21 protein-coding genes are annotated in these 22,905 nt (G+C 63.9%); 16 read left to right on the top strand and 5 right to left on the bottom strand.

Annotated features, from left to right (window positions below; all coding sequences use genetic code 11):
- The first annotated feature begins 195 nt into the window (after positions 1 to 195).
- From ACQ4WR_RS01970 to ACQ4WR_RS02010, 9 genes are all read left to right on the top strand, one after another.
- Positions 196 to 2,400, top strand: coding sequence for a TonB-dependent receptor (locus ACQ4WR_RS01970; RefSeq protein ID WP_436484959.1), 2,205 nt, complete (start codon positions 196 to 198; stop codon positions 2,398 to 2,400).
- A 101-nt stretch (positions 2,401 to 2,501) separates the two neighbouring features.
- The gene (locus ACQ4WR_RS01975) at positions 2,502 to 3,374 is read left to right on the top strand and encodes a hypothetical protein (RefSeq protein ID WP_436484960.1); all 873 of its coding nucleotides are present in this window, start codon (positions 2,502 to 2,504) and stop codon (positions 3,372 to 3,374) included.
- Between the two features lie 83 nt (positions 3,375 to 3,457).
- Positions 3,458 to 4,585 (top strand): sensor histidine kinase, encoded by a 1,128-nt coding sequence (locus ACQ4WR_RS01980; protein ID WP_436484962.1) that lies wholly within the window; start codon positions 3,458 to 3,460, stop codon positions 4,583 to 4,585.
- Between the two features lie 168 nt (positions 4,586 to 4,753).
- Complete coding sequence (locus ACQ4WR_RS01985) at positions 4,754 to 6,208, top strand: circularly permuted type 2 ATP-grasp protein (RefSeq protein ID WP_436484964.1); 1,455 nt, start codon at positions 4,754 to 4,756, stop codon at positions 6,206 to 6,208.
- Positions 6,202 to 7,146 carry an alpha-E domain-containing protein gene (locus ACQ4WR_RS01990; protein WP_102297111.1) on the top strand — a complete coding sequence of 315 codons (945 nt, stop codon included), beginning with the start codon at positions 6,202 to 6,204 and terminating at the stop codon, positions 7,144 to 7,146. Before ACQ4WR_RS01985 ends, ACQ4WR_RS01990 begins: the two co-directional genes overlap by 7 nt.
- Positions 7,146 to 7,955: a transglutaminase family protein gene (locus ACQ4WR_RS01995; RefSeq protein WP_102297114.1), complete on the top strand. Its 810-nt coding sequence runs from the start codon at positions 7,146 to 7,148 to the stop codon at positions 7,953 to 7,955. The genes ACQ4WR_RS01990 and ACQ4WR_RS01995 overlap by 1 nt, the downstream gene beginning before the upstream one ends.
- 99 nt (positions 7,956 to 8,054) lie before the next feature.
- Positions 8,055 to 8,933, top strand: a complete 879-nt coding sequence (locus ACQ4WR_RS02000) for a proteasome-type protease (RefSeq protein WP_436484965.1) — start codon at positions 8,055 to 8,057, stop codon at positions 8,931 to 8,933.
- 108 nt (positions 8,934 to 9,041) lie between these two features.
- A complete protein-coding gene (locus ACQ4WR_RS02005; RefSeq protein ID WP_436484967.1) occupies positions 9,042 to 10,406 on the top strand; it encodes an alpha/beta hydrolase in 1,365 nt (454 codons plus the stop codon).
- Positions 10,407 to 10,522: 116 nt separating this feature from the next.
- Positions 10,523 to 10,948 (top strand): Fur family transcriptional regulator, encoded by a 426-nt coding sequence (locus ACQ4WR_RS02010; RefSeq protein ID WP_076572177.1) that lies wholly within the window; start codon positions 10,523 to 10,525, stop codon positions 10,946 to 10,948.
- A gap of 12 nt (positions 10,949 to 10,960) precedes the next feature.
- Here ACQ4WR_RS02010 and ACQ4WR_RS02015 read toward each other — a convergent pair whose 3' ends face one another.
- The 4 genes from ACQ4WR_RS02015 to zigA form a co-directional block, all read right to left on the bottom strand.
- On the bottom strand, positions 10,961 to 11,479 hold the full coding sequence (locus tag ACQ4WR_RS02015; RefSeq protein WP_102297121.1) for a GNAT family N-acetyltransferase: 519 nt from the start codon (positions 11,477 to 11,479) through the stop codon (positions 10,961 to 10,963).
- Between the two features lie 64 nt (positions 11,480 to 11,543).
- Positions 11,544 to 12,335, bottom strand: a complete 792-nt coding sequence (locus ACQ4WR_RS02020; protein WP_436484969.1) for a HoxN/HupN/NixA family nickel/cobalt transporter — start codon at positions 12,333 to 12,335, stop codon at positions 11,544 to 11,546.
- Positions 12,332 to 13,372: a CobW family GTP-binding protein gene (locus ACQ4WR_RS02025; RefSeq protein WP_436484971.1), complete on the bottom strand. Its 1,041-nt coding sequence runs from the start codon at positions 13,370 to 13,372 to the stop codon at positions 12,332 to 12,334. The genes ACQ4WR_RS02020 and ACQ4WR_RS02025 overlap by 4 nt, the downstream gene beginning before the upstream one ends.
- A 19-nt stretch (positions 13,373 to 13,391) precedes the next feature.
- Entirely contained in the window at positions 13,392 to 14,636 is a 1,245-nt protein-coding gene (gene zigA / locus ACQ4WR_RS02030; RefSeq protein WP_436484973.1) for a zinc metallochaperone GTPase ZigA, read from the bottom strand.
- 148 nt (positions 14,637 to 14,784) lie between these two features.
- Here zigA and ACQ4WR_RS02035 point away from each other — a divergent pair, with 148 nt between their 5' ends.
- The 7 genes from ACQ4WR_RS02035 (at position 14,785) to ACQ4WR_RS02065 (ending at position 22,254) form a co-directional block, all read left to right on the top strand.
- A complete protein-coding gene (locus ACQ4WR_RS02035) occupies positions 14,785 to 15,453 on the top strand; it encodes an ABC transporter ATP-binding protein (RefSeq protein ID WP_436484975.1) in 669 nt (222 codons plus the stop codon).
- Positions 15,450 to 16,649, top strand: coding sequence for an FtsX-like permease family protein (locus ACQ4WR_RS02040; RefSeq protein ID WP_436484977.1), 1,200 nt, complete (start codon positions 15,450 to 15,452; stop codon positions 16,647 to 16,649). Before ACQ4WR_RS02035 ends, ACQ4WR_RS02040 begins: the two co-directional genes overlap by 4 nt.
- Before the next feature lie 24 nt (positions 16,650 to 16,673).
- On the top strand, positions 16,674 to 17,129 hold the full coding sequence (locus tag ACQ4WR_RS02045; protein ID WP_436484978.1) for a DUF3299 domain-containing protein: 456 nt from the start codon (positions 16,674 to 16,676) through the stop codon (positions 17,127 to 17,129).
- The gene (locus ACQ4WR_RS02050; RefSeq protein ID WP_436484980.1) at positions 17,126 to 17,581 is read left to right on the top strand and encodes a TlpA family protein disulfide reductase; all 456 of its coding nucleotides are present in this window, start codon (positions 17,126 to 17,128) and stop codon (positions 17,579 to 17,581) included. The genes ACQ4WR_RS02045 and ACQ4WR_RS02050 overlap by 4 nt, the downstream gene beginning before the upstream one ends.
- 89 nt (positions 17,582 to 17,670) lie before the next feature.
- Entirely contained in the window at positions 17,671 to 19,773 is a 2,103-nt protein-coding gene (locus tag ACQ4WR_RS02055; RefSeq protein WP_436484981.1) for a bifunctional 2',3'-cyclic-nucleotide 2'-phosphodiesterase/3'-nucleotidase, read from the top strand.
- A gap of 56 nt (positions 19,774 to 19,829) precedes the next feature.
- Positions 19,830 to 20,522 carry a tetratricopeptide repeat protein gene (locus tag ACQ4WR_RS02060; RefSeq protein WP_436484982.1) on the top strand — a complete coding sequence of 231 codons (693 nt, stop codon included), beginning with the start codon at positions 19,830 to 19,832 and terminating at the stop codon, positions 20,520 to 20,522.
- 295 nt (positions 20,523 to 20,817) lie between these two features.
- Complete coding sequence (locus ACQ4WR_RS02065; RefSeq protein WP_436484984.1) at positions 20,818 to 22,254, top strand: catalase; 1,437 nt, start codon at positions 20,818 to 20,820, stop codon at positions 22,252 to 22,254.
- A gap of 286 nt (positions 22,255 to 22,540) precedes the next feature.
- Here ACQ4WR_RS02065 and ACQ4WR_RS02070 read toward each other — a convergent pair whose 3' ends face one another.
- Positions 22,541 to 22,882 carry a hypothetical protein gene (locus ACQ4WR_RS02070; protein ID WP_436484985.1) on the bottom strand — a complete coding sequence of 114 codons (342 nt, stop codon included), beginning with the start codon at positions 22,880 to 22,882 and terminating at the stop codon, positions 22,541 to 22,543.
- Between the last annotated feature and the right edge of the window lie 23 nt (positions 22,883 to 22,905).

Here is a 22,905-nt window from a genome sequence, read left to right on the forward strand (position 1 = left end):
GCGAGAGTGGCTCAAACTTGTTAATCAATCCGCAAGGTATCGTCTGATGCGCCTTTTTCACGCAAAATCCGGCACCTGCGCCGCAAATTGTTGCGCCGGATACCATTTTTTTTACGCGCCCTTGCACGCTTCCACACGCTTTCCGGCCGGGAGGAATATAATGATAATCATTCTCATTATTATCGAACAACAACCATGCGCACCTTCCACCTCATCCCTACCCCGTTCGCCCTGGCCGCCTTCGTGCTGGCCAGCTCCGCCGCGCAGGCGCAGACTACCGCCGCCGATGCGCAAACCATGCCGACGGTCGTCGTGAATGCCTCGGCCGATGCGTCGGCGGAAGGCTTGTCCAAGGCCTATGCCGGTGGGCAGGTGGCGCGCGGCGGACGCATGGGCATTCTTGGTTCCGTGGACATGATGGATAGCCCGTTCGGTAGCACCAGTTATACGCAGCAATTCATCGCCGACCAGCAGGCACGCAGCGTGGGCGACCTGCTGCAGAGCGATCCGGCCGTGCGCATGTCGCGCGGCTATGGCAATTTCCAGGAAGTGTATGTGATCCGCGGCTTTGCCCTCGACTCCGATGACGTGGCATATAACGGCCTGTACGGCGTGCTGCCCCGTCAATACGTGTCGCCGGAACTGCTCGAGCGCGTGGAGGTGTTCCGCGGCGCCAGCGCTTTCCTGAATGGCGCGGCACCGGGCGGCAGCGGCATCGGCGGCGCCATCAACCTGATGCCCAAGCGCGCCGGCAACGCGCCGCTGACGGAACTGACGGTGGGCGTGGAATCGGGCGGCCATGCCTATGCGGCCATCGACGTGGCGCGCCGTTTTGGCGAAAACAAGGAATTCGGCGTGCGCGTGAATGCCGCCAAGCGCCAGGGCGAAACCAGCATCAAGCGCGAAGACCATGACGTGGGCATGTTTTCTGTCGGCCTCGACTATCGCGGCCGCAACTACCGTCTGTCGGCGGACGCCGGCTACCAGAACTTCGATCTGACGGCGCCGCGCCCTTCCGTCAACGCCGGCAACCTGGCGACCCTGCCTGGCGCACCCGATGCGTCGAAGAACTTTGCCCAGCCGTGGAGCTATTCGAAGGAGCATGATGTGTTCGGGACGGCGCGCGCCGAAGTGGACGTCGCCAAGGATGTGGTGGCCTGGGCGGCGTTCGGCAGTCGCTCGACGAAGGAATCGAACAGCCTGGCCCAACCCACGTTGACCTCGCTCAATGGCGATGCCAGCGTGTACCGCTTCGACAACGCGCGCAAGCAGGAAATCCGCACTGGCGAATTGGGCATTCGTGGCAAGCTCACGACGGGCGCCGTCAAGCACAGCCTGGTAGCGAGCTGGTCCGGTCACTGGAACGAAGCGAAAAATGCCTACGCCATCAGCGATTACGCGGGCTTGCCGACAAATATCTATCGTCCCGTCGACGTGGCCATGCCGCCTACCCTGGAGGACAACTCGGGCGGCGTGATGAGCGACCCGCGCCTGACGCAAAAGACCATTCTCAACAGCTATGCCGTGGCCGATACCATGGCCTTCCTTGAGGAGCAGCTGTTGCTGACCGTGGGCCTGCGCCGCCAGCAGATCCGCGACGCAGCCTACGCGTATGGCACGGCCGTGCAGTACTCCAGCTATGACAAGAGCGCCACCACGCCGGTAGCGGGCATTGTCTACAAGGCCAGCAAGAACGTGTCGCTGTACGCCAACTACATCGAAGCGCTGGTCAAGGGTCCCGTGGCCAGCGGTACCTATTTTGATGGCAAGGATCAAGTGGCCGTGAGCAACCTGGGCGAAGTCTTTGCGCCTTACAAGTCCAAGCAGAAAGAAATCGGCGTCAAGTACGATGGCGGCAAGCTGGGCATGAGCGCCGCCCTGTTCTCGACGGCCAAGCCTTTGCCTGCCATCGTCGGCTCGCGCGCCACCTTGTCGGGCGAACAGCGCAACCAGGGTCTGGAACTGTCCATCTTCGGCACGCCGATGGCCGGCGTGCGCCTGCTGGGCGGCCTGACCTGGCTCGATACGCAACAGCGCAACACGGACAAGCCGCTGAACAACGGCAAGAACGCCATCGGCGCGCCAAAAACACAGCTGAGCGTGGGCGGCGAATGGGATGTGCCGGGCGCGCCTGGCCTGTCGCTGAACGCCCGCACCGTCTACACGTCGACCCAGTATGCGGACCTGGCCAACAGCAAGCAACTGCCATCGTGGACCCGCGTCGACATCGGCGCGCGCTACCTGACGCAGGTGGCAGGCCATGACGTGACCTTGCGCGCGCGCATCGACAACGTGGCCGACCGCAGTTACTGGGCCTCGGCCGTCTCCTCGTTCGACGCCGGCAGCCTGGTGCTGGCCGCGCCGCGCACCTTCGTCGTCTCGGGCAGCGTGGCGTTCTGACCGATCCCGCGCCTGCCTTGCCGCCAAGCTGCCCGCATCGGGCAGCTTTTTTTTCGCGTGCGCGCCTGTGCCGTCACCGTGGCTTGAGCGACAATGCCCGCATGAGACTCCCTGCCCTGCTATTGCTGTTCGCCATTGCCCTGCCCGCCGCCGCCCAGAAGCAGGCCGCCTGCCCGTACGCCGCCTGGAAAAGCGGTTTCCAGGGCGATGCGCGGGCGCAAGCCACGTGTTTGCTGCGACCCGTGCAGCGCTATGCGCGCCTCGGGGCCAGCGCGCCGCTGCCGGCATTTCTCGCCAGCCGCGTTGGCCAGCGCACGGACATCGCGCCGGCCACCCTGCGCGCCTACCTGGCGGCGCAAGGCATCAGCGAGGCTGACGCGGGCGGCGCCATCGATGCGCCCCTGTCGCGTGCCACGGGGCGCCTGGTGGCGCCCGTGGCCCGTTATTTCGTGATCCATGACACCAGCTATCCGAATTTCCTGGCAGAACCGATTCCCGCCCACATCAACGACGCCAGCTGGGATTTCAACGATTTTACGGTGCGCAATCCGGCGCTGGGCGGCGGGCCGAAAGGCCATGTGTATGTGAATCGCCTGGGCGCATCGCTGCAGGTGCGCGACTTTGGCACGCCCGGCTACGCCAGCAAGCTGGAAAAAGACAAGCCGTCCTTGACGGGCCTGTTCCTGCACGTGGAACTGGTGCAGCCGCGCAATTCCGTACCCGGCGGCGGCAAGGGCAACGATGGCCTGGCGCCCGATCCCGGCTTTACGCCGGCGCAATATGAGCGGCTGGCCCTGCTGTACGTCGCGGCCAGCGTGCGCAAGGGCACGTGGCTGATTCCCGCCTTCCATGCCGTGCTCGATACGGGCTACGCGAATGGCCACGACGATCCGCAGAACTTTTCTCTCGCGCAATGGGATGCAGTCCTCAGCCATTTGAGCACCGTCATACAAGGCGCCGGCGCACCGAATTGAACGCCCCCCGCGCGCCAAATTGGAGGATACTTTAGGTCGCGCGCCGCAACGCGCGCATGCCGACCTGCTGATGGGGAGCTGCGATGACCTATGCCTCTGACCAGAAAATGAGCACGCTGGACCTGCCGGCGCGCACGCGGCGCCTGTTCAGCATGCGCGATGCCGTGCTGACGCAATGGGAACACGAGGTGCGCGCCAAGGTACGCGGCGCCGACGCCCTGCTCACGCCCATCCTGATTAACACCCTGCCGACCTTCTTCGACAACCTGGCTGAAGCGCTGACACCGGGCTACCCCCGTGACGATGCCACCAGCAACACGAATGCGCCGGCCGTGCACGGCAATGAACGGGCACGCATGACCAGCTACGGGCCGGAACAGGTGATCCAGGAATACCAGATTTTCCGCGACTGTTTTGCCGAGGCGGCGCTCGAGGCCGGCGTGCCGCTGCGGCGCAAGGACTGGAAGGTGATCAACGTCTCGATCGATACGGGCATCCGCGAAGCCATCCTGGAATTTACCGCCATGCACGAGGGTTTCCAGCGCCGCATCGCCGCCGGCCTGTCGCATGACATGCGCAATCCCCTGTCCGTCATGCTCAACAGCGCGCAGATATTGCAACGCCTGGCGCAGCAGGCCGATGTGCCGGCGCTGGCGCAAAAAATCATCGAGCACGGCAAGCGCCTCGACGACATGATCCAGGAACTGCTCGATACGCTCAGCTACCACCGGGGGCAAAAGCTGCCGCTGCTGCTGCAGCGTTTCGACATCCTGCCGCTGGCACGGCAAGTGGGCGACAGCGTGAATACGGGCTTGCCCGGCAAGTGCGCCGTCACGGGCTGTTCCGTCACCGGCTGGTGGTGCGAAAATTCCTTGCGCCGGGCCATGGAAAACCTGGTGGGCAATGCCGTCAAGTACGGCGACGACGGCCCCATCCATATCCACGTGAATACCTTGCGCGAACGCATGATCATTACCGTGCACAACACGGGCAGCTGCATCGCGCCCGACCAGACCGAGCGCATCTTCGATTATCTGCGCCGCGAACATCCTGGCAGCGCGCCAGGCTGGGGCATCGGCCTGCCCTTCGTGCAGAACGTGGCGGAAAGCCATGGCGGCAGCGCCATCGTCGACAGCGCCCCGGAGCGTGGCACCACTTTTACCATCGACCTGCCCATCGACTGCCGGCCCTTCGTCACGCCGGACGCTTGAACGTGCCTGCCCCATGCCGGCACTATCCGCGCAGTAATGCACCAATACGGTGCACTTGACGGATTTACGCCACAAAAATGGTCATTTTTTACACATTTTCACGTGTGCCCTACTGGCATGATTTCTGCTGAGCTATAGTCAGACCAAGGCTCAAGGGGAAATCACAACATGGCAAATTTTTTCAATGAAATGACTGCAGATGAAGTGGGCACGGACAGCAAGGTGCGTGAACACTACCGTGAATTTAACAACTGGCTGGAGCAGCAATCCCCCGACACCATCGCCCGCAAGCGGGCCGAAGCGGACCTGACGTTTCGCCGGGTCGGCATCACCTTCGCCGTGTATGGCGACGATGCCGGCACGGAACGCCTGATTCCCTTCGACACCATTCCCCGCATCATCCCCGCCGCCGAATGGGCGCAGATGCAAACGGGCCTGGTGCAGCGCGTGCAAGCGCTGAACATGTTCATCCATGATATTTATCACGCTCAAAATATCATCAAGGCGGGCATCATTCCCGCCGAGCAAATTTACAAGAATGCCCAGTACCGCCCGGAAATGCAGGGCATTGCCGTCGCCTCCGACATTTACGCGCATATCGCCGGCGTGGATATCGTGCGGGCCGGCCAAGGCGAGTTCTATGTGCTGGAAGACAACCTGCGCGTGCCATCCGGCGTGTCCTACATGCTGGAAGACCGCAAGATGATGATGCGGCTGTTCCCGGAATTGTTCGCGCGCAACCGCATCGCCCCCGTCGACCATTACCCGGACATGCTGCTCGACAACCTTCGCTCCGTCGCGCCCATGGGCGTCGATGACCCCACGGTGGTGGTCATGACGCCCGGCATGTACAACTCCGCCTACTTCGAGCACGCCTTTTTGGCCCAGCAAATGGGCGTGGAACTGGTGGAAGGCAAGGATTTGTTTGTCAACGACAATTCCGTCTACATGCGCACCACGCGCGGCCCCAAGCGGGTCGACGTGATCTACCGCCGCGTCGACGACGATTTCCTCGACCCGCTGGCCTTCCGCTCGGATTCCTCGCTGGGCGTGCCGGGCCTGCTGTCCGTCTACCGCGCCGGCCGCGTGACCCTGGCGAACGCCATCGGCACGGGCGTGGCCGACGACAAGTCGATCTATCCCTTTGTTCCCGACATGATCAAGTTTTACCTCTCGCAGGAACCGATACTCAACAACGTGCCCACCTACCAGTGCCGCAAGCCGGCCGATCTGTCCTACGTGCTGGCGAATTTGCCCAAGCTGGTCGTCAAGGAAGTGCACGGCGCTGGCGGCTACGGCATGCTGGTGGGGCCGGCGTCGAGCATGGCGCAGATCGAGGACTTCCGCCAGCGCCTGCTGGCCAATCCGGGCGGCTACATCGCCCAGCCTACCCTCGCCCTGTCCGCCTGCCCCACGTATGTCGAGGCCGGGATCGCGCCGCGCCACATCGATTTGCGCCCGTTCGTGCTGTCCGGCAAGACGATTTCCATGGTGCCCGGCGGCCTGACCCGCGTGGCCCTGGGCGAAGGTTCGCTGGTGGTCAACTCCTCGCAGGGAGGCGGCACCAAGGATACCTGGGTACTGGAAGCAACATCCGCCTTTGCAGGAGAAAAAACATGCTGAGCCGCACCGCCGATCATTTGTTCTGGATGGCCCGCTACACGGAGCGGGCGGAAAACACGGCCCGCATGCTCGACGTCAATATGCAGACCTCGATGCTGCCGCAGTCGGAACAGGACGCGGAACAGGGCTGGCGCGCCACCCTGGGGATTTCCGAGCTGCAAAGCGCGTACGACCACAAATATGGCCGCTTCCACACGCGCGACGTGCTCGACTTCATGGTGCGCGACCCGAACAACCCCTCGTCCATCCTCGCCTGCCTGACGGGCGCGCGCGAAAACGCCCGCGCCGTGCGGGGCACCCTGACGACGGAAGTATGGGAAATCCAGAACGCCACCTGGCTCGACATGCAGAAGCGCCTGAAAAGCAATCTGCTGGAAACGGACCCCAGCCAGTTCTTCGAATGGGTCAAGTACCGCTCGCACCTGTCGCGCGGCGTGACGTTGGGCACCATGCTCAAGGACGAGGCCATTCACTTCATCCGCCTGGGAACCTTCCTGGAGCGGGCCGACAACACAGCGCGCATCCTCGACGTGAAATTCCACGGCGCGCGCGACACGTCGAAAGACATCACCCAGCGCGATTTTTACTACTGGGCGGCGCTGCTGCGCTCCGTCTCCGGTTTCGAGATCTACCGCAAGGTCTACCGCGATGTCATCACCCCGGCGCGCGTCGCCGAATTGCTGATGCTGCGCGGCGACATGCCACGATCCTTGCTGGCCTGCATGGATGACGTGGTGGAAAACCTCAAGCATATCCGCAATGATGTGTCCGCCGATACGGAGCGTTTCGCCGGCAAACTGCATGCGGAACTGAAATTCGGCCATATCGACGACATCATGAAGGCGGGACTGCATCTGACCCTGACGGAGTTTCTGGAAAACATCAATGACCTGGGCAACCGGGTCAGCCGCGACTTCCTCGTTCCCCTGGCGGCCTGATGCAGCTCACCATCCGCCACGAAACCCATTACGCCTATAGTGCGCCGCTGGCCTACACCATCCAGCAGCTGCACCTGACGCCGCGTATCGAGCCGCAGCAGCGGGCCCTGTCCTGGCACATTTCCACGCCGGGCCGGTGTCACGCCTACACGGATGCCTACGGCAACTTGTCGCACATGCTGACCATTAACGGCAGCCATCAGTCGCTGAGCCTGGTGGCCCATGGCGTGGTCGAAACCATTTATCCGCACAAAGGACGGCTGAACCTGGTCGATACCCTCTCGCCCTTGCTGTTTACCATGCCGACTCCCTTGACGCAGGCCAACCCGGCCATCCTGGAACTGGCCGCCGCCAGCCTGCCCGACCGCGCGGTGACGGCCGGGACCGGCCATTTGCTGCGCCTGGCCGAGCACATCGTCGGCAAGGTGGCGTATGAAAGCGGCGCCACCATGGTCACCACCACGGCAGGCGATGCGCTGGCCCTGGGGCGCGGCGTGTGCCAGGACCATGCCCACCTGTACCTGGCCTGCTGCCACGCCTGGGGCATCCCGGCCCGCTATGTGTCCGGCTACATCGATCCGGGCACCACGGGCCACGCGGCCAGCCATGCCTGGGTCGACGCCTGGGCCGAGGACCCGGACTTCGCGGGCTGGGTCAGCATCGACGTCACCCATGCGCGCCTGATGACGGATGCATATTGCCGGCTGGCCATCGGGCGCGACTACGATTCGGCCGCGCCCGTGCGCGGCGTGCGCCAGGGAGGCGGCACGGAAACGTTGCGGGTCGATGTGCAGATCGTGCCCGTCTAGCCCCTGCAAACAGGCAGGAATGAGGCTGGCCGGGCCTCGCAGGCTGGTGGCCCGGCCCGGCTGGTGTAGAATGCTCCCCCTTTGACTGAATTTGCTACGATGACTTATTGCATAGGCGTGCGCCTGAACGAAGGCCTGGTCTTCCTGTCCGACTCCCGCACCAACGCTGGCGTGGACCAGGTCGGCACCTTCCGCAAGATGAGCGTGTTTGAAAACCCGGGCGACCGCATGCTGGTGCTGATGACGGCAGGCAATCTGTCGATTTCGCAAGCCATCCGCCAGCTGGTGTCCGAACATGTGGATGCGGATGGGCGCAGCATCTGGAACGTGGGCAATATGTATGACGCGGCCCGCATCGTGGGCGAAGCCGTGCGCACCGTGCACCAGCGCGAAGCCAAGGCCCTGGCCGACTGCGGCATCGACTTCAATGTCAGCATCATCTTGGGTGGGCAGATTCAAGCCGAGCGCTGCCGCTTGTTCCAGGTGTATTCGGCCGGCAATTTCATCGAATCGCACGATGAAAACACATATTTCCAGATCGGCGAAGCCAAATATGGCAAGCCCATCATCGACCGCGTCATCAACCCGTTCACGCGCCTGGACGAGGCGGCCAAGTGCGCGCTCATTTCCATGGATTCCACGCTGCGCTCGAATGTTTCCGTCGGCTTGCCGCTGGACCTGCTCGTCTACGAGACGGGCAGCCTGGCCGTCACGCGCTTCGTCACCATCGATGAAAAGAACCAGTATTTCCGCATGATCCGCGACACCTGGGGCGAACAATTGAAACACGTGTTCGAAGGCATCTCCGACCCCGTGTGGAACGCGGCGCCGGAAACCACGACAAATGTGCTGTCGTCCACGAATATGCACAGCAAGCCCGTGCGCGTGAGCATCCCCGAGCACGTCAGCCGCGGCGGCGTGACGCTGGCGCCCCTGCAATCGCTGGCACAGCAGTTCAGCGACGACAAACAGCATTGAGCCACCGCGCGGCGCCTGCGTGCGCCGCTGGACAAGTCGCTTTACGCGTGCTTTTATGGCAATATGGGTTGACATTCAATCCAGATTGCATTGAAAGGCAGGTAGCGCATGGACTTGATCACTTCCGCCGTCGTCGCGGCCATCGAACATGGCGCGCCCGCGCACGCGCCCGAGGCCGTGCTATCCCACTACCGCCAGATCCAGGCGGCCATCGGCAAGTTCGACAGTGCATCGGCCATCCTGGCCGCCATCGCCGCGCTGGAAGCGGACCCTGCCGATAGCCGGCTGCGCCTGGCCCTGTCAACGGCCCTGGCCTCGGCCAGGGTCCCCGACGACATGGAAACCCTGTTTGCCGCGCAAGGCTTGCTCGATGGGCTGCAGCGGCCCTCGCCCCAGGCGCCCGACGTGGAAGCGCTGCCCGCAACGGCACCCGCGCCGGTCGACAAGGGCGCAGTCGCCTCGAACTATGCCGTCGTCAAAGTGTATTTCGCCACCGACCGCCAGCGCGACGTGGGCAAGCCGCCGGCCCAGCGCTTCAGCGGCGAGCGCAGCTTCACTGCCGGCCACGGCGCCGACGATGGCCCGCTCAGCTATGGCAGCTGCGACATCAGCATTCCCCGCGACCACCGCATGGGCCAGCTGGAATCGCCCTCGCTGTGGCGCCTGGAATGGCGCGCAGACCCGGACAAGCGCGTGACGCTGCTGTCCGCCGAGGTGCAGGACCACGCCAATTTCTTTGCCGCCCTGAAAACCCAGATCCGCGCCTCGGCCGGCAAGAGCGCCTTTGTCTTTGTGCACGGCTACAACGTGAGTTTCGAGGACGCGGCGCGGCGCACGGGACAGATGGCCTACGACCTGGGCTTCGATGGCGCGCCCGTCTTCTACAGCTGGCCGTCGCGCGGCGACGTTGCCGGCTACACCACCGATGAAAACAATATCGAGTGGAGCACGCCGCATATCGCCGCCTTCCTGGCCGATTTTCTCGCCCGGAGCGAGGCGGCGCAAGTCTACCTGGTGGGCCACAGCATGGGCAACCGGGGCCTGGCGCGGGCCGTGGCCGAGCTGATGTCGGCCGACCCGCAACTGGCGCAAAGGATCACCGAGATCATCCTCACGGCGCCCGACATCGATGCCGCCATCTTCAAGCACGATATCGCGCCGAAACTGGCGCGCGCGCGCAATCCCGTCACCTTGTACGCGTCCTCGCAGGACCTGGCCCTGGCCGCCTCGAAGGCCGTGCACGGCTATCCGCGCGCGGGCGACAGCGGCGCGGGCATGCTGATCGTGGCGGGCGTGGAAAGCATCGACGCCAGCGGTGTCGATACCAGTTTCATGAAACACAGTTATTTTGCGGAAAAGCGCTCGGCCCTGTCCGACATGTTTTACCTGATACGCAACCAGGCCCGCGCCGACCAGCGCTTTCTCGACCCCGTCGATACGCCGGCGGGACGCTACTGGACGTTCAAGGCATGACGCGGCATCATGCCGGGAGGCACGCGAGAGAGCACGCATGCTAAGATACGCCCATGAGGGTGCCAAAGGCGCGGCGATGACGCCGCCAGCCCGTCCACCCGTAAGCAGGCCATATTATGTTGACATCATCTTCTACACCGCAAGCCGAATCGCTGATCCGCAACACCAACGCCCGCGTCACCAAGACGCGCGTGAAGGTGCTCGACTTTTTGATGGCGCAAAGCCGTTCGCTGACCCACCATGAAATCCAGCAGGCGCTGTCGCAGGACAGCGATATCGATTCCGTCACCCTGTACCGGGTGCTGGAATGGCTGACGGAAAATGAACTGGTGCACCGCATCGCCGGCGCCGACCAGGTGTGGCGCTTCAGCGCGGGTGCCGGCCACCAGGCGCACGAGCACGCGCATTTCCAGTGCACCAAATGCGCCAACGTCACCTGCTTCAATGAAGTCAAGCTGCCCACGCCCGTGGCCTTGCCGGAAGGCTTCAGCGGCGATGAAGTCGATTACCTGATCAAGGGCCTGTGCCCGCGCTGCAAATAAGCACCTGCAACATCACTTGAGCAGCAAGGCCAGGTGGTGCTCGTCATAAAACAGCTCGCCCACGCGCATCGAGCGCGGTTCCGTGCCATACGCGATAAAGCCCAGCGATTCATACAGCCGCAAGGCCGCATTGTTTTCCGCGTTCACACTCAGGTGCACTTGCCGGATGGCAGGGTCTTGCTCCGCCTGTTCGATGCAGGCATGCACGAGACGCCGCGCCACGCCCTTGCCCCGTTGCTGTACGTCCACGAAGACGCCCCACAGCAGGGCCTTGTGCGACAGTTGGCGCAGGGGTTCGCGCCGCAAACCGGCAAAACCGACGAGACGTTCGCCATCGAAGGCGCCAAACGCCCTGTGCTGCGGGCCGGCGGCGATGCGCTGCACGTGTTCTTCGGGCGTGCGCGCCAGTTCGTCCTCGCGTGACGAGGAAAACGAACTGGGCGAATCGAGGATGGCGCGCAGGCGCAGCGCGCAAAAGGCGCTGGTATCGGCTGGCGTCAGCAGGCGGATGGTGATCGCGTTGGCGGACATGGCGGAGCTCGGAGTTTTTTTGCATTATACCCATGGCCTGCACCCGTCCGCCTTCCGTCCGTCTCTAGCGTGCGTTGACGGCGCGCAAACCGTACAGCGTCCAGCCGTACAGGGCCGCCATCAGCAGCACCATGGCCGCGCCCAGCGCCGCCATGGTACTTTCCGGCAAACTCCACTGCGGGTCCAGCTTGCCGGCCGCCATGTAGGCGGCCATGGCCACGCAGATGGCGACTATGGGCCAGCCTAGCCGGCGCCGGAACGCGCGCACGATCTCCTCCTTGCCGGTGCGCATGACTTTGGCCGTGACCCAGCCATCGAAGGTATCGGTCACGCCCATGCCCGCGGCAAACACGGCCCCTGTCAGCAAGGCCGGCCCCATGCCGCCCAGCGCCACGGCCGCGTAGCCCCAGGCTGCCGCCTGCAGCGCCGTATCGAACACCAGCGCGAACAGCATGCCGACAAGAATGCCGCCCAGCGGGCCGGAGGCGCCGCGCAACCAGCGCGGCAGCAGCAGGCCGCGCACGCTGGCCAGTTGCGCGCCGCCCAGCAAGGTGCGCGCATTCATGCCGGCAATCAATAGCAGCAAGGCGATGGGCAGCCATTCCAGCCAGGCAAACACGGCTTCCGACGGCGTGAATTGTTGCGACGCCATGGCGGCCACGGCCACGATGGCCAGCACGCTGAGGCCGTGCCCCAGCGCAAACAGCGCGCCCATCCAAGGCGCCCAGCGCGGATGCCGCGGCAGGCTGCGCAGGGTCAGGCCATCGACGGCGGCCAGGTGGTCCGGCTCCAGGCCGTGCCGCATGCCAAGCAGAAAGATCAGCGCCAGGGCGGGCAAGCCCGCTTCCACGCTCATGCGGCCACCCCGGAAGCCGCCCCGTCCATCACTTCAGCCATCAGGCTGGCCGGGCTGGCGGCGCCTGCCACGCAACGGTCGAGGCCACGGATCAGCATATCCTGCGGCAAGTCGCGGCCGATAAAGATCATGGTGCTGACGCGGTTTTCCCCCTCGCGCCAGGGCGCGCCCAGTTCCGAGCCCATCAGCATGTGCACGCCCTGGAAGACGGCGCGGCACGGCATGTCGGCCACGTGCAGGATGCCCTTGTAGCGCATCAGCTGAGTGCCAAACAGCTGCACCACGGCATCGAGGAAATTTTCCACCTGCAGCAGATCGAGGGGCTGGGCCTGGTGATACACGAACGATTGCACGCCGTCGCCATGGCGATGACCCAGTTCACCGAGGAATGCCGGTTCCAGCTCGATGATGGCGTTCAGATTGAAGCCACGGATATTCAGGATGTCGCGCAGGGGCACGTTGCCAAAACTCAGCTTCTGCATGCCGGCGCGGCCGTTGATGGCGGCCAGGCGCTGGCGCAGCGCCGCCAGTTCCTGCTTGCTGACCAGGTCCGTCTTCGACAGCAGCAGGCGGTCGGCAAAGCCCACCTGCTCCTGCGCTTCCTGATGCAGCGTCAATTGCTGCTGCGCATGGCGCGCGTCGACCACCGTCAGAATCGCATCCAGCATGTAAAACTCGCTGACGGACGGTTCCGCAAAGAAGGTCTGCGCCACGGGGCCGGGCGCGGCCAGGCCCGTCGTTTCGATGATCACGTGGTCGAAAACGATGCTGCCCGCAGCGCGTTTCGCGTGCAGCTGGCCCAGTATGCGGATCAGATCGCCGCGCACGCTGCAGCAAATGCAGCCATTGTTCATTTCCACGATCTGCTCGTCGCTATCTTGCACCAGCAAGCCATGGTCGATGCTTTCGGCGGCGAATTCATTTTCAATCACGGCGATGCGCAAGCCGTGGTCGCCCTGCAAGATGCGCTTGAGCAAGGTGGTTTTCCCGCTGCCGAGAAAACCCGTGATGATGGTGACGGGGATCAGTTCTGTCATGCTGTCTTCCTGTTCAAGGTTAGTGTTCAAGTTCTTCGTCGTCAACGCGTTGCCACTGGGGAAACGGGTCAGGCAAGCTGCGCCAGGCCGCCATGCCCTTGCGTGTTTCCGTATAGTTGAGTTGGCATTTCTTCAAGTCCGCCTCGATGGCGGCCTGGTCCATGTCCTGGCCGATGAAGACGAGCTCCTGGTAGCGGTCGCCATACGTCTCGCTCCAGCCAGAGCGCAGCTCGGCCAGCGATTCCGCATCCGTTGGCCAGCGCTCCTTCGGCACCGAGGCCCACCACAGGCCGACGGGTTCGATATTCATCAGCTTGCCTGCGCCGGATAGGCTGGCCACCCATTCCGGGCGGCTGGCCAGCCAGAAATAACCCTTGCTGCGTACCACGCCGGGAATCGGCTGGGAAATGTAGTCGTGCAGGCGCTGCGCATGGAACGGCTCTTTTGCCCGGTAGACAAAGCTGCTGATGCCATACGCCTGCGTTTCAGGCGTATGCACGCCGGCCAGTTCCTGGGCCCAGCCCGGCATGCTGGCCGCCTGCTCCAGGTCGAACAGCTGCGTGCCGAGGATGGCGTCGAGCGGCACGACGGACTGGTTTGTCTCGATGACGCGCGCGCCGGGATTCAAGGCCTTGATGACGGCCAGCACGCGCCGGCGCTCGGCAGCATCGACCATGTCCACCTTGTTGAGGACGATGACATTGGCAAATTCGATCTGTTCCGTGAGCAGGTTGGCCAGCTGGCGGTCATCGCCCTCGCCCGCGATTTCGCCGCGCTGCTCCAGGCTGTCTTCGCTATGAAAGTCGCTGAGCAAGTTGGCGCAGTCGACCACCGTGACCATGCAGTCGATCTGCGCCACGTCGTTCAGGCTGTCGCCGTGCTCATCTTCGAAATCAAAGGTGGCGGCCACCGGCATCGGTTCGCCCACGCCTGTCGATTCAATCAGCAGGTAGTCGAAGCGGTCCTCGGCTGCCAGGCGCCGCACTTCCACCAGCAGATCGTCGCGCAGGGTGCAGCAGATGCAGCCGTTCGACATCTCCACCAGTTTTTCTTCTGTGCGCGACAGGGCCGCACCGGCCGCCTCCGCGCTTTCCTTGACCAGCGCGGCGTCGATATTGACTTCGCTCATGTCGTTGACGATGACGGCCACGCGCTTGCCTTCGCGGTTGCGCAGTATGTGGTTGAGCAAGGTGGTCTTGCCGGCGCCGAGAAAACCGGACAGGACGGTGACGGGCAGTTTGCGCTGGGGCTGGAGCTGGGACATGGGGGCATTCCTTTGGATGGTCGATGGGGGCGGCAATGGGCTGGAACTTTAAATGCAAGTCGATTGCGTTTTAAATTATAATGCAGCTCACTTGCATTTGTGCGGCAATTTTGTGCCGCCCGTTTTCCGCGCCCCTGAAAGAGAATCCATGCTCCACCTCGCCTCATTGACGTATGGCTATGCCGACGCCGCTGCCACGCCTGTCCCTGTGCTCGACATCGACGCCTTTCATTTGCCCGCCGGGCGCCACGCCCTGCTGCTGGGTCCATCCGGCAGCGGCAAGTCGACCCTGCTGCATTTGCTGGCCGGCATCCTGGCGCCCCAGGCCGGCCGCCTCGAAGTGGCGGGTACCTCGCTGCCGGACCTGACGCCGCGCCAGCGCGACAACTGGCGTGGCCGCGCCATCGGTTTGCTGCCACAGCAACTGGCGCTGGTGGCCAGCTTGAATGTCCTCGATAATGTCTTGCTGCCCGCCTATGCCAGCGGCCAGCGGGCCGATGCGACCCGCGCGGCCAGCCTGCTCAATCAGCTGGGTCTGGGCGGCAAGCTCGATGTCTATCCGCATGCATTGAGCGGCGGCCAGCGGCAACGGGTCGCCATCGCGCGCGCCGTTGCCATGCGACCGCGGCTGATCCTGGCCGACGAACCGACGGCCAACCTGGACGATGTCGCCTGCGCCGCCGTCATCGCGCTGCTGGCCAGCCAGGCGCAGCAGGCGGGCGCGACACTGATCATCGCCAGCCACGACGCCCGCGTGCTGGCAGCCTTGCCGGACGCTGCCGTGCTGCGCCTGCCCCTGATGCAGGTGGCGGCATGAACGCCGTCACCCTGGCCTGGCGCGCCCTGCGCCACACACCGCTGGCATCCAGCCTGAATCTGCTGCTGGTCGCCATCGGCATTGCCATGATGACGTTCATTCTGGCCGTCTCGGCCCAGCTGGAAGAGCGCGCCGAGCGCGATGCCACGGGCATCGACCTGGTGGTGGGAGCCAAGGGTTCGCCGCTGCAATTGATCCTGTCATCCGTGTATCACGCCGATATTCCGACCGGCAATATCCCCGAAGGCACGCTGGCGGCCCTGGCCGCGCAGCCGCTGGTGAAAAGTACCATTCCCCTGGCGCTGGGCGACAACTTCCACGGTTTCCGCATCGTCGGCAGCACCACGGCACTGGCTGGGCACTATGGCGCGCGGCTGGCGCAGGGCAGCCTGTTCACGCAGCCGATGCAAGCCGTGTTCGGCGCCCGGGCGGCGCGCGAGACGGGCGCCACCCTGGGCGCCAGCTTCGCCGGTTCGCACGGGCTGGCCGCCGGTGGCGAGCTGCACCAGCATGCGCCCTATACGGTGGTGGGCATACTGCAGCCCACAGGAAGCGTAGTGGACCGATTGATCCTCACGCCGGTGGCTTCCGTGTGGCAAGTACACGAGACGGACCCCGATGAACAGGCGGCTGGCTCTGTCGCCGCGCCAGCGGCCCCGCCCGAGCGCGAACTGACGGCCGTGCTGGTGCAGTACGCCTCGCCGCTGGCCGCCATTTACCTGCCGCGCTGGGTGAATAGCCAGGCCCGGCTGCAAGCGGCCCAGCCTGCCTTCGAAGCGGCGCGCCTGTTCAATTTGCTGGGCGTGGGCATCGATGTGCTGCGGGCAATCGCCGCCGGCGTGCTGCTGGTGGCGGCCCTGTCGCTGTTCGTCGCCCTGTACGGGGCATTGGAAGAACGCCAATGGGACATGGCCATCCTGCGCACGCTGGGCGCCTCGCCCTTTAAACTGTTGCGCCTGCTGCTGGCGCAGGGTTTGCTGCTGTCGCTGGCCGGTGCGGCTATCGGCTGGCTGCTGGGCCATGCGGGTATCGGGATACTGGAATCGATGCAGGACCTGAACCTGCAGCCCTGGCGCATTCTCGCTGCCGAAGCGTGGCTGCCCGTGATTGCCGCGGCGGTGGGCTTGCTGGCCGCCGCCATTCCCGCCGCGCGCGCCTATCGCACGGATATCGCCGCCACCCTGGCACGCCCCTGAAAGGAAGCAAGCATGTGGAATATCATGATGTTGAGCGCTGGACTGCTGCTGGCAGGCAGCGCCCTGGCCGCGCCAGCCGATGAGCCGCCGTCGTTTTTCGCGCCCTTGACGGACATTCCCGGCGTGGTGTCCTGGAAACTGCTGGGCCAGGCCACCACGGTCAAGGCAAAAAAGGGCCGCATGGTGCCGAAGTACACGCCGGAAATCAGTGCGCTCGACAATACCGAGGTAAAAGTGCAAGGCTTCATGATGCCGTTGCAGCCGGGCCAGAAGCAGAAGCATTTCCTGCTGACTGTTACCTCGGCCAGTTGCCCGTTCTGCCTGCCGGCCGGCCCGGAAGGCGTGGTGGAAATCAACAGCAGAACGCCCGTGAAATTCAGCTATGCGCCTTTCATCGTCCAAGGCAAGCTGAAGGTGCTGGCCAGCGACCCCATGGGTCTGTACTACCGCATGACGGACGCGGCCGTGGTGCCGCAATGAAAGGTCTGGCGGCGGCGCTGTTACTGCTGACAGTGTCTTGCCATGCCGGCGCCGCGCCGCTGCGCTTCGACCTGCCCAGCCTCGATGGCGCCGGCCAGCTGAAGCTTCGCACCTTCCAGGGCCGCGCCGTGGTGCTGAATTTTTGGGCCAGCAACTGCCTGCCGTGCGTGCGCGAGTTGCCAATCTTTAACGCGCTGGTCGCCCGCCGGCCGGCGCTGCCCGTGATCGGCGTCGCCATCGATGATCAACAGGCCGCGCAGGCCTTCCTGCGCCGCTACCCCGCCAGCTACCCGCAGGCCGTGGCTCGGCCCAGCTTGCTCAGCACATTCGGCAATAAAATCAAGGGCTTGCCGTACACAGTGATTCTGGATTCTCAACACCAGATCTGCACCCGCCGCCTGGGCGCCGTCGATGCGGCCTGGCTCACCACGGCCGTGGCCGCCTGCCGATAAGCAAGCATCCATGCGCGCTGCACGGCTGTCATCGCCGCGTCATATGGCGGCGTTACAGTCGCGTCCTTTGCATCTATCTGAGGGCGGCAATGAAAACAAATTGGGTCATGCTGGCGGCGCTGGCAAGTGCAGGTCTGGTCGGTTGCAACGGCAGTTCGAATACCCCGGCCACGCCGGCCATTCCGGAAGGCACGACGGTGAGCGTGGCCTTGCTGGAAACCACGGATATCCATTCCAATGTCTTGAGTTATAACTACTATGCGCTGGCCGAAGACACCAGCCTGGGCCTGGAGCGCACCTCGACCCTGATCCAGGCGGCGCGCGCGGAAAACCCGAACAATGTGCTGCTCGACGATGGCGACGTCATCCAGGGTACTTTACTTGCCGACCTGCAGGCCGTGGCTGCGCCCGTGCCGTGCAGCGGCACCCTGGCCGTGCATAAAGCCATGAACGCGCTGAAATACGACGCGGGCGGCATGGGCAACCATGAATTCAACTACGGCCTGGCCTACCTGAGCCAGATCACCAACACGGATTTCGGCATTCCCGGCGTGGCCAAGCCGACTGGCACTTGCGGCGCGCCCGCCTTCCCTTCCGTGCTGAGCAACGTCGTCGGCGTGGCCAGCGGCAAGCCCATCTTCCAGCCCTACACCCTGCTGCCGCGCGATTTCGCCGCCACGGCGCCCGATGGCAGCAAGCTGACGGTCAAAATCAATGTGGGCGTGCTGAGCTTTGTGCCGCCGCAAATCCTCGAATGGGACCAGAAGGTGCTCGCCGGCAAAGTCAGCGTGACGGGCGTGCAGGAAGCGGCGAAACAGTACGTGCCGGAACTGCGCAGCAAGGGCGCCGATCTGGTGGTGGCCCTGTCGCATGGCGGCCTGGACACGAGCGCCTACAGCCCGAAGATGGAAAACGGCAGCTATCACTTGACCAGCGCGGGCATCGACGCGCTGATGATCGGCCACTCGCACTTGATCTTCCCGAAAGGCAAGGAAGCGGGCGCGGCCGCGCTGGACGCCTCGTTTGCCGCCTTCCCCGCCAGCGCCAAGATCGACGCCGTGAATGGCTTCGTCAACGGCGTGCCCACCGTCATGGCGCAAAGCTGGGGCCGCCGGTTGGGCATCATCAAGCTGACCATGGTGTACCAGGGCGGCAAATGGGTGGTGCAGCCAGCCAAGACGACGGTGGAATCGCGCGGCTTCAAGTACACGGATGGCACGACCCTGGTAAAAGCCGACCCGGCCATCGCGCCCCTCGTTGCCACCGAGCACGCGGCGACCATCGCCTACGCCAAGCAGCCGCTGGGCATCAGCACGGATTTCGAAATGTCGGCGTACTTCGCGCTGGTGGGTGACGTCAGCGCGATCCAGCTGGTGAACCAGGCCCAACTTGATTATGTAAAAAACTTCATTGCCACCAGCACGGATGCCACCTTGTCCAGCTACAAGAACATCCCCGTGATTTCCTGCAGCGCGCCATTCAAAGCGGGCCGCAACGGGCCTTCCGACTTCACCGACGTGGCTGCTGGCGCCACGCCGGCCACGCCGATCGGCTTGCAGGTACGCAATCCAGGCGACTTGTATTTATATAGCAATAACAACCTGCAAGCCGTGAAAATCAAGGGCGCGGACTTGAAGGCCTGGCTGGAAACGTCGGCCAGGCAATTTGCCCAGATCGACCCGGCCAGCAGCGCCGAACAAGATCTGGTGCCGTCATATGGCACGATTTACAACTATGACGTGTTCTATGCGGAAAACAATGCGCTGACGTACCAGATCGACGTGACGAAAAAACCTGGCAGCCGCATCGTCAACCTGACGTACAAGGGCGCGCCCGTGGCCGACGGCGATGATTTCATTGTTGCCACCAATGATTACCGTGCCGGTGGCGGCGGCGCTGTGCCCGGCATCGACGGCAGCAAGACCATCATCAAGTCGCCGGACGCCAACCAGGCGGTGGTCAGCAACTACCTGGCGTCGCTCAGCACCAAGGGCGGCAAGGTGACGCTGGCCAACAACGGCAGCGCGCGCAGCTGGAGCTTCGTCAAGACGGCCACGGCGGGTCCCGTGATCCTGCGTTCGGCGCCGGGCCACCTGGCGCTGGCGCAAGGCAGCGGCATCAGCAACGTGGCGGCCGAAGGCGGACTCGACGCCAGCGGCTTTGCCAAATACCGCATCGACCTGAGCAAATAAGGTGCATGGGCCGGGACTTCAGGAGTTCCGGCCTGCTTTGATGAAAGGTGATCAAGATGAAACAAGCGCTGTCCCTTCCCGCCGTCCTCCTGGCGGCCACACTGGCCGCCTGCCAATCCTCGCCACCGCCCACGGCAGCCGAGATCGAAGCCGTCGCCATGCATGCGCGCCAGGCGGGCGACCACAAGGCCGAGCGCAAGGTACGCAGCTGGGCCAGCAAGGACATGCCGGTGGCCGAACGCGAACTGGCGCTGATCTACCTGGCCAGGCCCGGGCGCCGCACCGAAGCCTTGAGCCTGTTCGAGCAGGCGGCCCGCGCGGGCGACACGGAAGCCGCGTTCGAGCTGGGCCAGATGCTGCGCGCCGCCACGCCAGGCCAAGCCTGGCTGTGGTACCGGCAAGCGGCGCAGCAAGGCCACGCCAAGGCGGCACTGATGCTGGGCCTGCTGGCGGCGAATGGCGAAGGCGTGCCGAAAGACCCCGTGATCGCCGCGCACTGGCTGGACAAGTCGAGCGAGTTGGGCAATCCACACGCCATGTTCCTGCTGTACAACGCCTACCGCGAAGGCCGCGGGGTGCCGCTGGACCTGGCCAGGGGCCGCGAGTTGCTGGAAGAAGCGGCCCACCATGAATACCCGCCCGCCATCCAGGAACTGGCCATGACGGTGCAAGCGGACGACGCGCTGCGCGCCGGCCACCTGATGAAGGAAGCGACGGAGCACCGGCATAATAACTGGAACAAGTTTTAACAACGGCGTAGACAACCTGGACAAAAGGCCAGTGGCGCACGCACTGCCAGGCTTTATATACTTGCAATTTGCAAGCGTGCGGGAGCGGCTGCTACTCAGCGCTTATGATGCAAGTACGCCGCCTGAGCTTGCTCGGACGGCGTGGCAAGCCATCCTGCACAAAAAAGTTTACACTGGCTTGCATTTTAGAAATTTTACTCTGGACCAGCCCCGGTGAGTGTTCATTCAACCCAGCCAGTGTTTGAGTAGCGCCGGCGCGTCCATTGCTCTGCCTAGCCACGAAAGAAAGAGTCCAATGAAAAAGCTGACCACCGCCTTTGGCGCGCCTGTTGTCGATAATCAGAACATCCAGACGGCCGGCCCGCGTGGCCCTGCCCTGTTGCAAGATGTGTGGTTCCTGGAAAAGCTGGCCCACTTCGACCGCGAAGTCATCCCCGAACGCCGCATGCATGCCAAGGGTTCCGGCGCGTACGGCACGTTTACCGTCACGCACGACATCACACGCTACACGCGGGCGAAGATTTTTGGCGCGGTGGGCAAGCAAACGCCCATGTTTGCGCGCTTTTCCACGGTGGCAGGCGAACGCGGCGCGGCCGATGCGGAACGCGACATCCGCGGCTTCGCCCTGAAGTTCTACACGGAAGAAGGCAACTGGGACCTGGTCGGCAACAACACGCCCGTGTTCTTCATGCGCGACCCGCTGAAATTCCCCGACCTGAACCACGCTATCAAGCGCGATCCGCGCACGGGGTTGCGCAGCGCCAACAGCAACTGGGATTTCTGGTCTTCGCTGCCCGAAGCGCTGCACCAGGTGACGGTAGTGATGAGCGACCGTGGCTTGCCGCGCAGCTTCCGCCACATGCATGGCTTCGGCAGCCACACTTTCAGCTTCCTGAATGCGCAAAACGAGCGTTTCTGGGTCAAGTTCACCTTTAAAACCCAGCAAGGCATCCAGAACCTGACGGACCAGGAAGCCGAGGAGCTTGTGGGCAAGGACCGCGAAAGCTCGCACCGCGACCTGTATGACAGCATCGAGAACAAGGATTTCCCCCGCTGGACGCTGTACGTGCAGATCATGCAGGAAAAAGAGGCGGGGACGTACCACATCAATCCCTTCGACCTGTCGAAAGTCTGGCCGCATGGCGACTATCCGCTGATCGAAGTGGGCGTGCTGGAACTGAACCGCAATGCGGACAACCACTTTGCCGAAGTCGAGCAAGCGGCCTTCAACCCGGCCAACGTGGTGCCTGGCATCAGTTTTTCGCCTGACAAGATGCTGCAAGGCCGCTTGTTCTCGTACGGCGACGCGCAGCGCTACCGCCTCGGTGTCAACCACAGCCATATTCCCGTCAACGCGCCGAAGTGCCCGTTCCACAGTTACCACCGCGACGGCCAGATGCGGGTCGATGGCAACATGGGCGGCACCCTCGGCTATGAACCGAACAGCGAGCAGGAATGGGCGGAACAGCCCGATTTCCGTGAACCGCCGCTGAGCCTGGAAGGCGCGGCCGACCACTGGAACCACCGCGTTGACGAAGATTATTATTCGCAGCCGCGCGCCCTGTTCCGCCTGATGACCTCGGCACAGCAGCAAGTGCTGTTCGACAATACGGCGCGCGCCATCTCGGGCGCCTCGGAGCAGGTCAAACAACGCCACATCGGCAATTGCACCCTGTGCGACCCGGCCTATGGCGCGGGCGTGGCCGAAGCGATAGACCGCTTGAGCAAGTAACGCCGATCTGGCTAGTCAAGCAACGCCAGTCGAGCCCGGCAGCAAGTGTAAATGGCAAGGCAAGGCAAGGCAGGAAAGGCCGCCAGTAGGGTCGTTCCACCGCCTTGCGGCAGGGCTCTTGCCCAACTCGGCGGCAAGCGTTACCAAGCTGCGTCATGGCATCCGGCATGGCGCAGGCTCCACTGCAGGCAAACGGACAGGAATCCGGCCGGCGTGCATGCGCTCATGCGTGCATCCGTGCATACACGCCTGACGGCGCCAGCCAGGCCGGGTCCGGCCGGCGTTCTTACCAGCGCTGGATATCGATCTGGCCCGTGATGCTCATTTCCACCGGATAGCCCTCCACCTGCAGCGGCACGCGCCGCCTGACGGATGCATCGCGCAGGTACACGACAAGTGCTTCCTTGCCGACAGCGGTCTGTCCCAGGCTGACGCCTTCCACCCCGTCGATGGCCATCAATGCCCGTTCGTTGCGCCGTTTCGCCGCTTCGAGGCGGCCGTGCGAAGCAAGATGGCCCTGCTGCACCATGCCCGCAGCACCCTGCCCTGTGGACTCGTCCGGCAGGTACGGCATGGCGGCATCCTCGAAAACGGCGTGGGGCGATTGTGTAAATTTACTGTTTGACATGACAATCTCTCCTCATACTGTCC

Source organism: Janthinobacterium amylolyticum (genome assembly GCF_051380655.1).
In the GTDB taxonomy this organism is placed as follows: domain Bacteria; phylum Pseudomonadota; class Gammaproteobacteria; order Burkholderiales; family Burkholderiaceae_D; genus Janthinobacterium.

What these genes read in the sequence shown, in the direction of transcription:
- ACQ4WR_RS01970 (WP_436484959.1), top strand. Translation starts at nt 196, where the DNA reads ATGCGCACCTTCCACCTCATCCCTACCCCGTTCGCCCTGGCCGCCTTC.
- ACQ4WR_RS01975 (WP_436484960.1), top strand. Translation starts at nt 2,502, where the DNA reads ATGAGACTCCCTGCCCTGCTATTGCTGTTCGCCATTGCCCTGCCCGCC.
- ACQ4WR_RS01980 (WP_436484962.1), top strand. Translation starts at nt 3,458, where the DNA reads ATGACCTATGCCTCTGACCAGAAAATGAGCACGCTGGACCTGCCGGCG.
- ACQ4WR_RS01985 (WP_436484964.1), top strand. Translation starts at nt 4,754, where the DNA reads ATGGCAAATTTTTTCAATGAAATGACTGCAGATGAAGTGGGCACGGAC.
- ACQ4WR_RS01990 (WP_102297111.1), top strand. Translation starts at nt 6,202, where the DNA reads ATGCTGAGCCGCACCGCCGATCATTTGTTCTGGATGGCCCGCTACACG.
- ACQ4WR_RS01995 (WP_102297114.1), top strand. Translation starts at nt 7,146, where the DNA reads ATGCAGCTCACCATCCGCCACGAAACCCATTACGCCTATAGTGCGCCG.
- ACQ4WR_RS02000 (WP_436484965.1), top strand. Translation starts at nt 8,055, where the DNA reads ATGACTTATTGCATAGGCGTGCGCCTGAACGAAGGCCTGGTCTTCCTG.
- ACQ4WR_RS02005 (WP_436484967.1), top strand. Translation starts at nt 9,042, where the DNA reads ATGGACTTGATCACTTCCGCCGTCGTCGCGGCCATCGAACATGGCGCG.
- ACQ4WR_RS02010 (WP_076572177.1), top strand. Translation starts at nt 10,523, where the DNA reads ATGTTGACATCATCTTCTACACCGCAAGCCGAATCGCTGATCCGCAAC.
- ACQ4WR_RS02015 (WP_102297121.1), bottom strand. Translation starts at nt 11,479, where the DNA reads ATGTCCGCCAACGCGATCACCATCCGCCTGCTGACGCCAGCCGATACC.
- ACQ4WR_RS02020 (WP_436484969.1), bottom strand. Translation starts at nt 12,335, where the DNA reads ATGAGCGTGGAAGCGGGCTTGCCCGCCCTGGCGCTGATCTTTCTGCTT.
- ACQ4WR_RS02025 (WP_436484971.1), bottom strand. Translation starts at nt 13,372, where the DNA reads ATGACAGAACTGATCCCCGTCACCATCATCACGGGTTTTCTCGGCAGC.
- zigA (WP_436484973.1), bottom strand. Translation starts at nt 14,636, where the DNA reads ATGTCCCAGCTCCAGCCCCAGCGCAAACTGCCCGTCACCGTCCTGTCC.
- ACQ4WR_RS02035 (WP_436484975.1), top strand. Translation starts at nt 14,785, where the DNA reads ATGCTCCACCTCGCCTCATTGACGTATGGCTATGCCGACGCCGCTGCC.
- ACQ4WR_RS02040 (WP_436484977.1), top strand. Translation starts at nt 15,450, where the DNA reads ATGAACGCCGTCACCCTGGCCTGGCGCGCCCTGCGCCACACACCGCTG.
- ACQ4WR_RS02045 (WP_436484978.1), top strand. Translation starts at nt 16,674, where the DNA reads ATGATGTTGAGCGCTGGACTGCTGCTGGCAGGCAGCGCCCTGGCCGCG.
- ACQ4WR_RS02050 (WP_436484980.1), top strand. Translation starts at nt 17,126, where the DNA reads ATGAAAGGTCTGGCGGCGGCGCTGTTACTGCTGACAGTGTCTTGCCAT.
- ACQ4WR_RS02055 (WP_436484981.1), top strand. Translation starts at nt 17,671, where the DNA reads ATGAAAACAAATTGGGTCATGCTGGCGGCGCTGGCAAGTGCAGGTCTG.
- ACQ4WR_RS02060 (WP_436484982.1), top strand. Translation starts at nt 19,830, where the DNA reads ATGAAACAAGCGCTGTCCCTTCCCGCCGTCCTCCTGGCGGCCACACTG.
- ACQ4WR_RS02065 (WP_436484984.1), top strand. Translation starts at nt 20,818, where the DNA reads ATGAAAAAGCTGACCACCGCCTTTGGCGCGCCTGTTGTCGATAATCAG.
- ACQ4WR_RS02070 (WP_436484985.1), bottom strand. Translation starts at nt 22,882, where the DNA reads ATGTCAAACAGTAAATTTACACAATCGCCCCACGCCGTTTTCGAGGAT.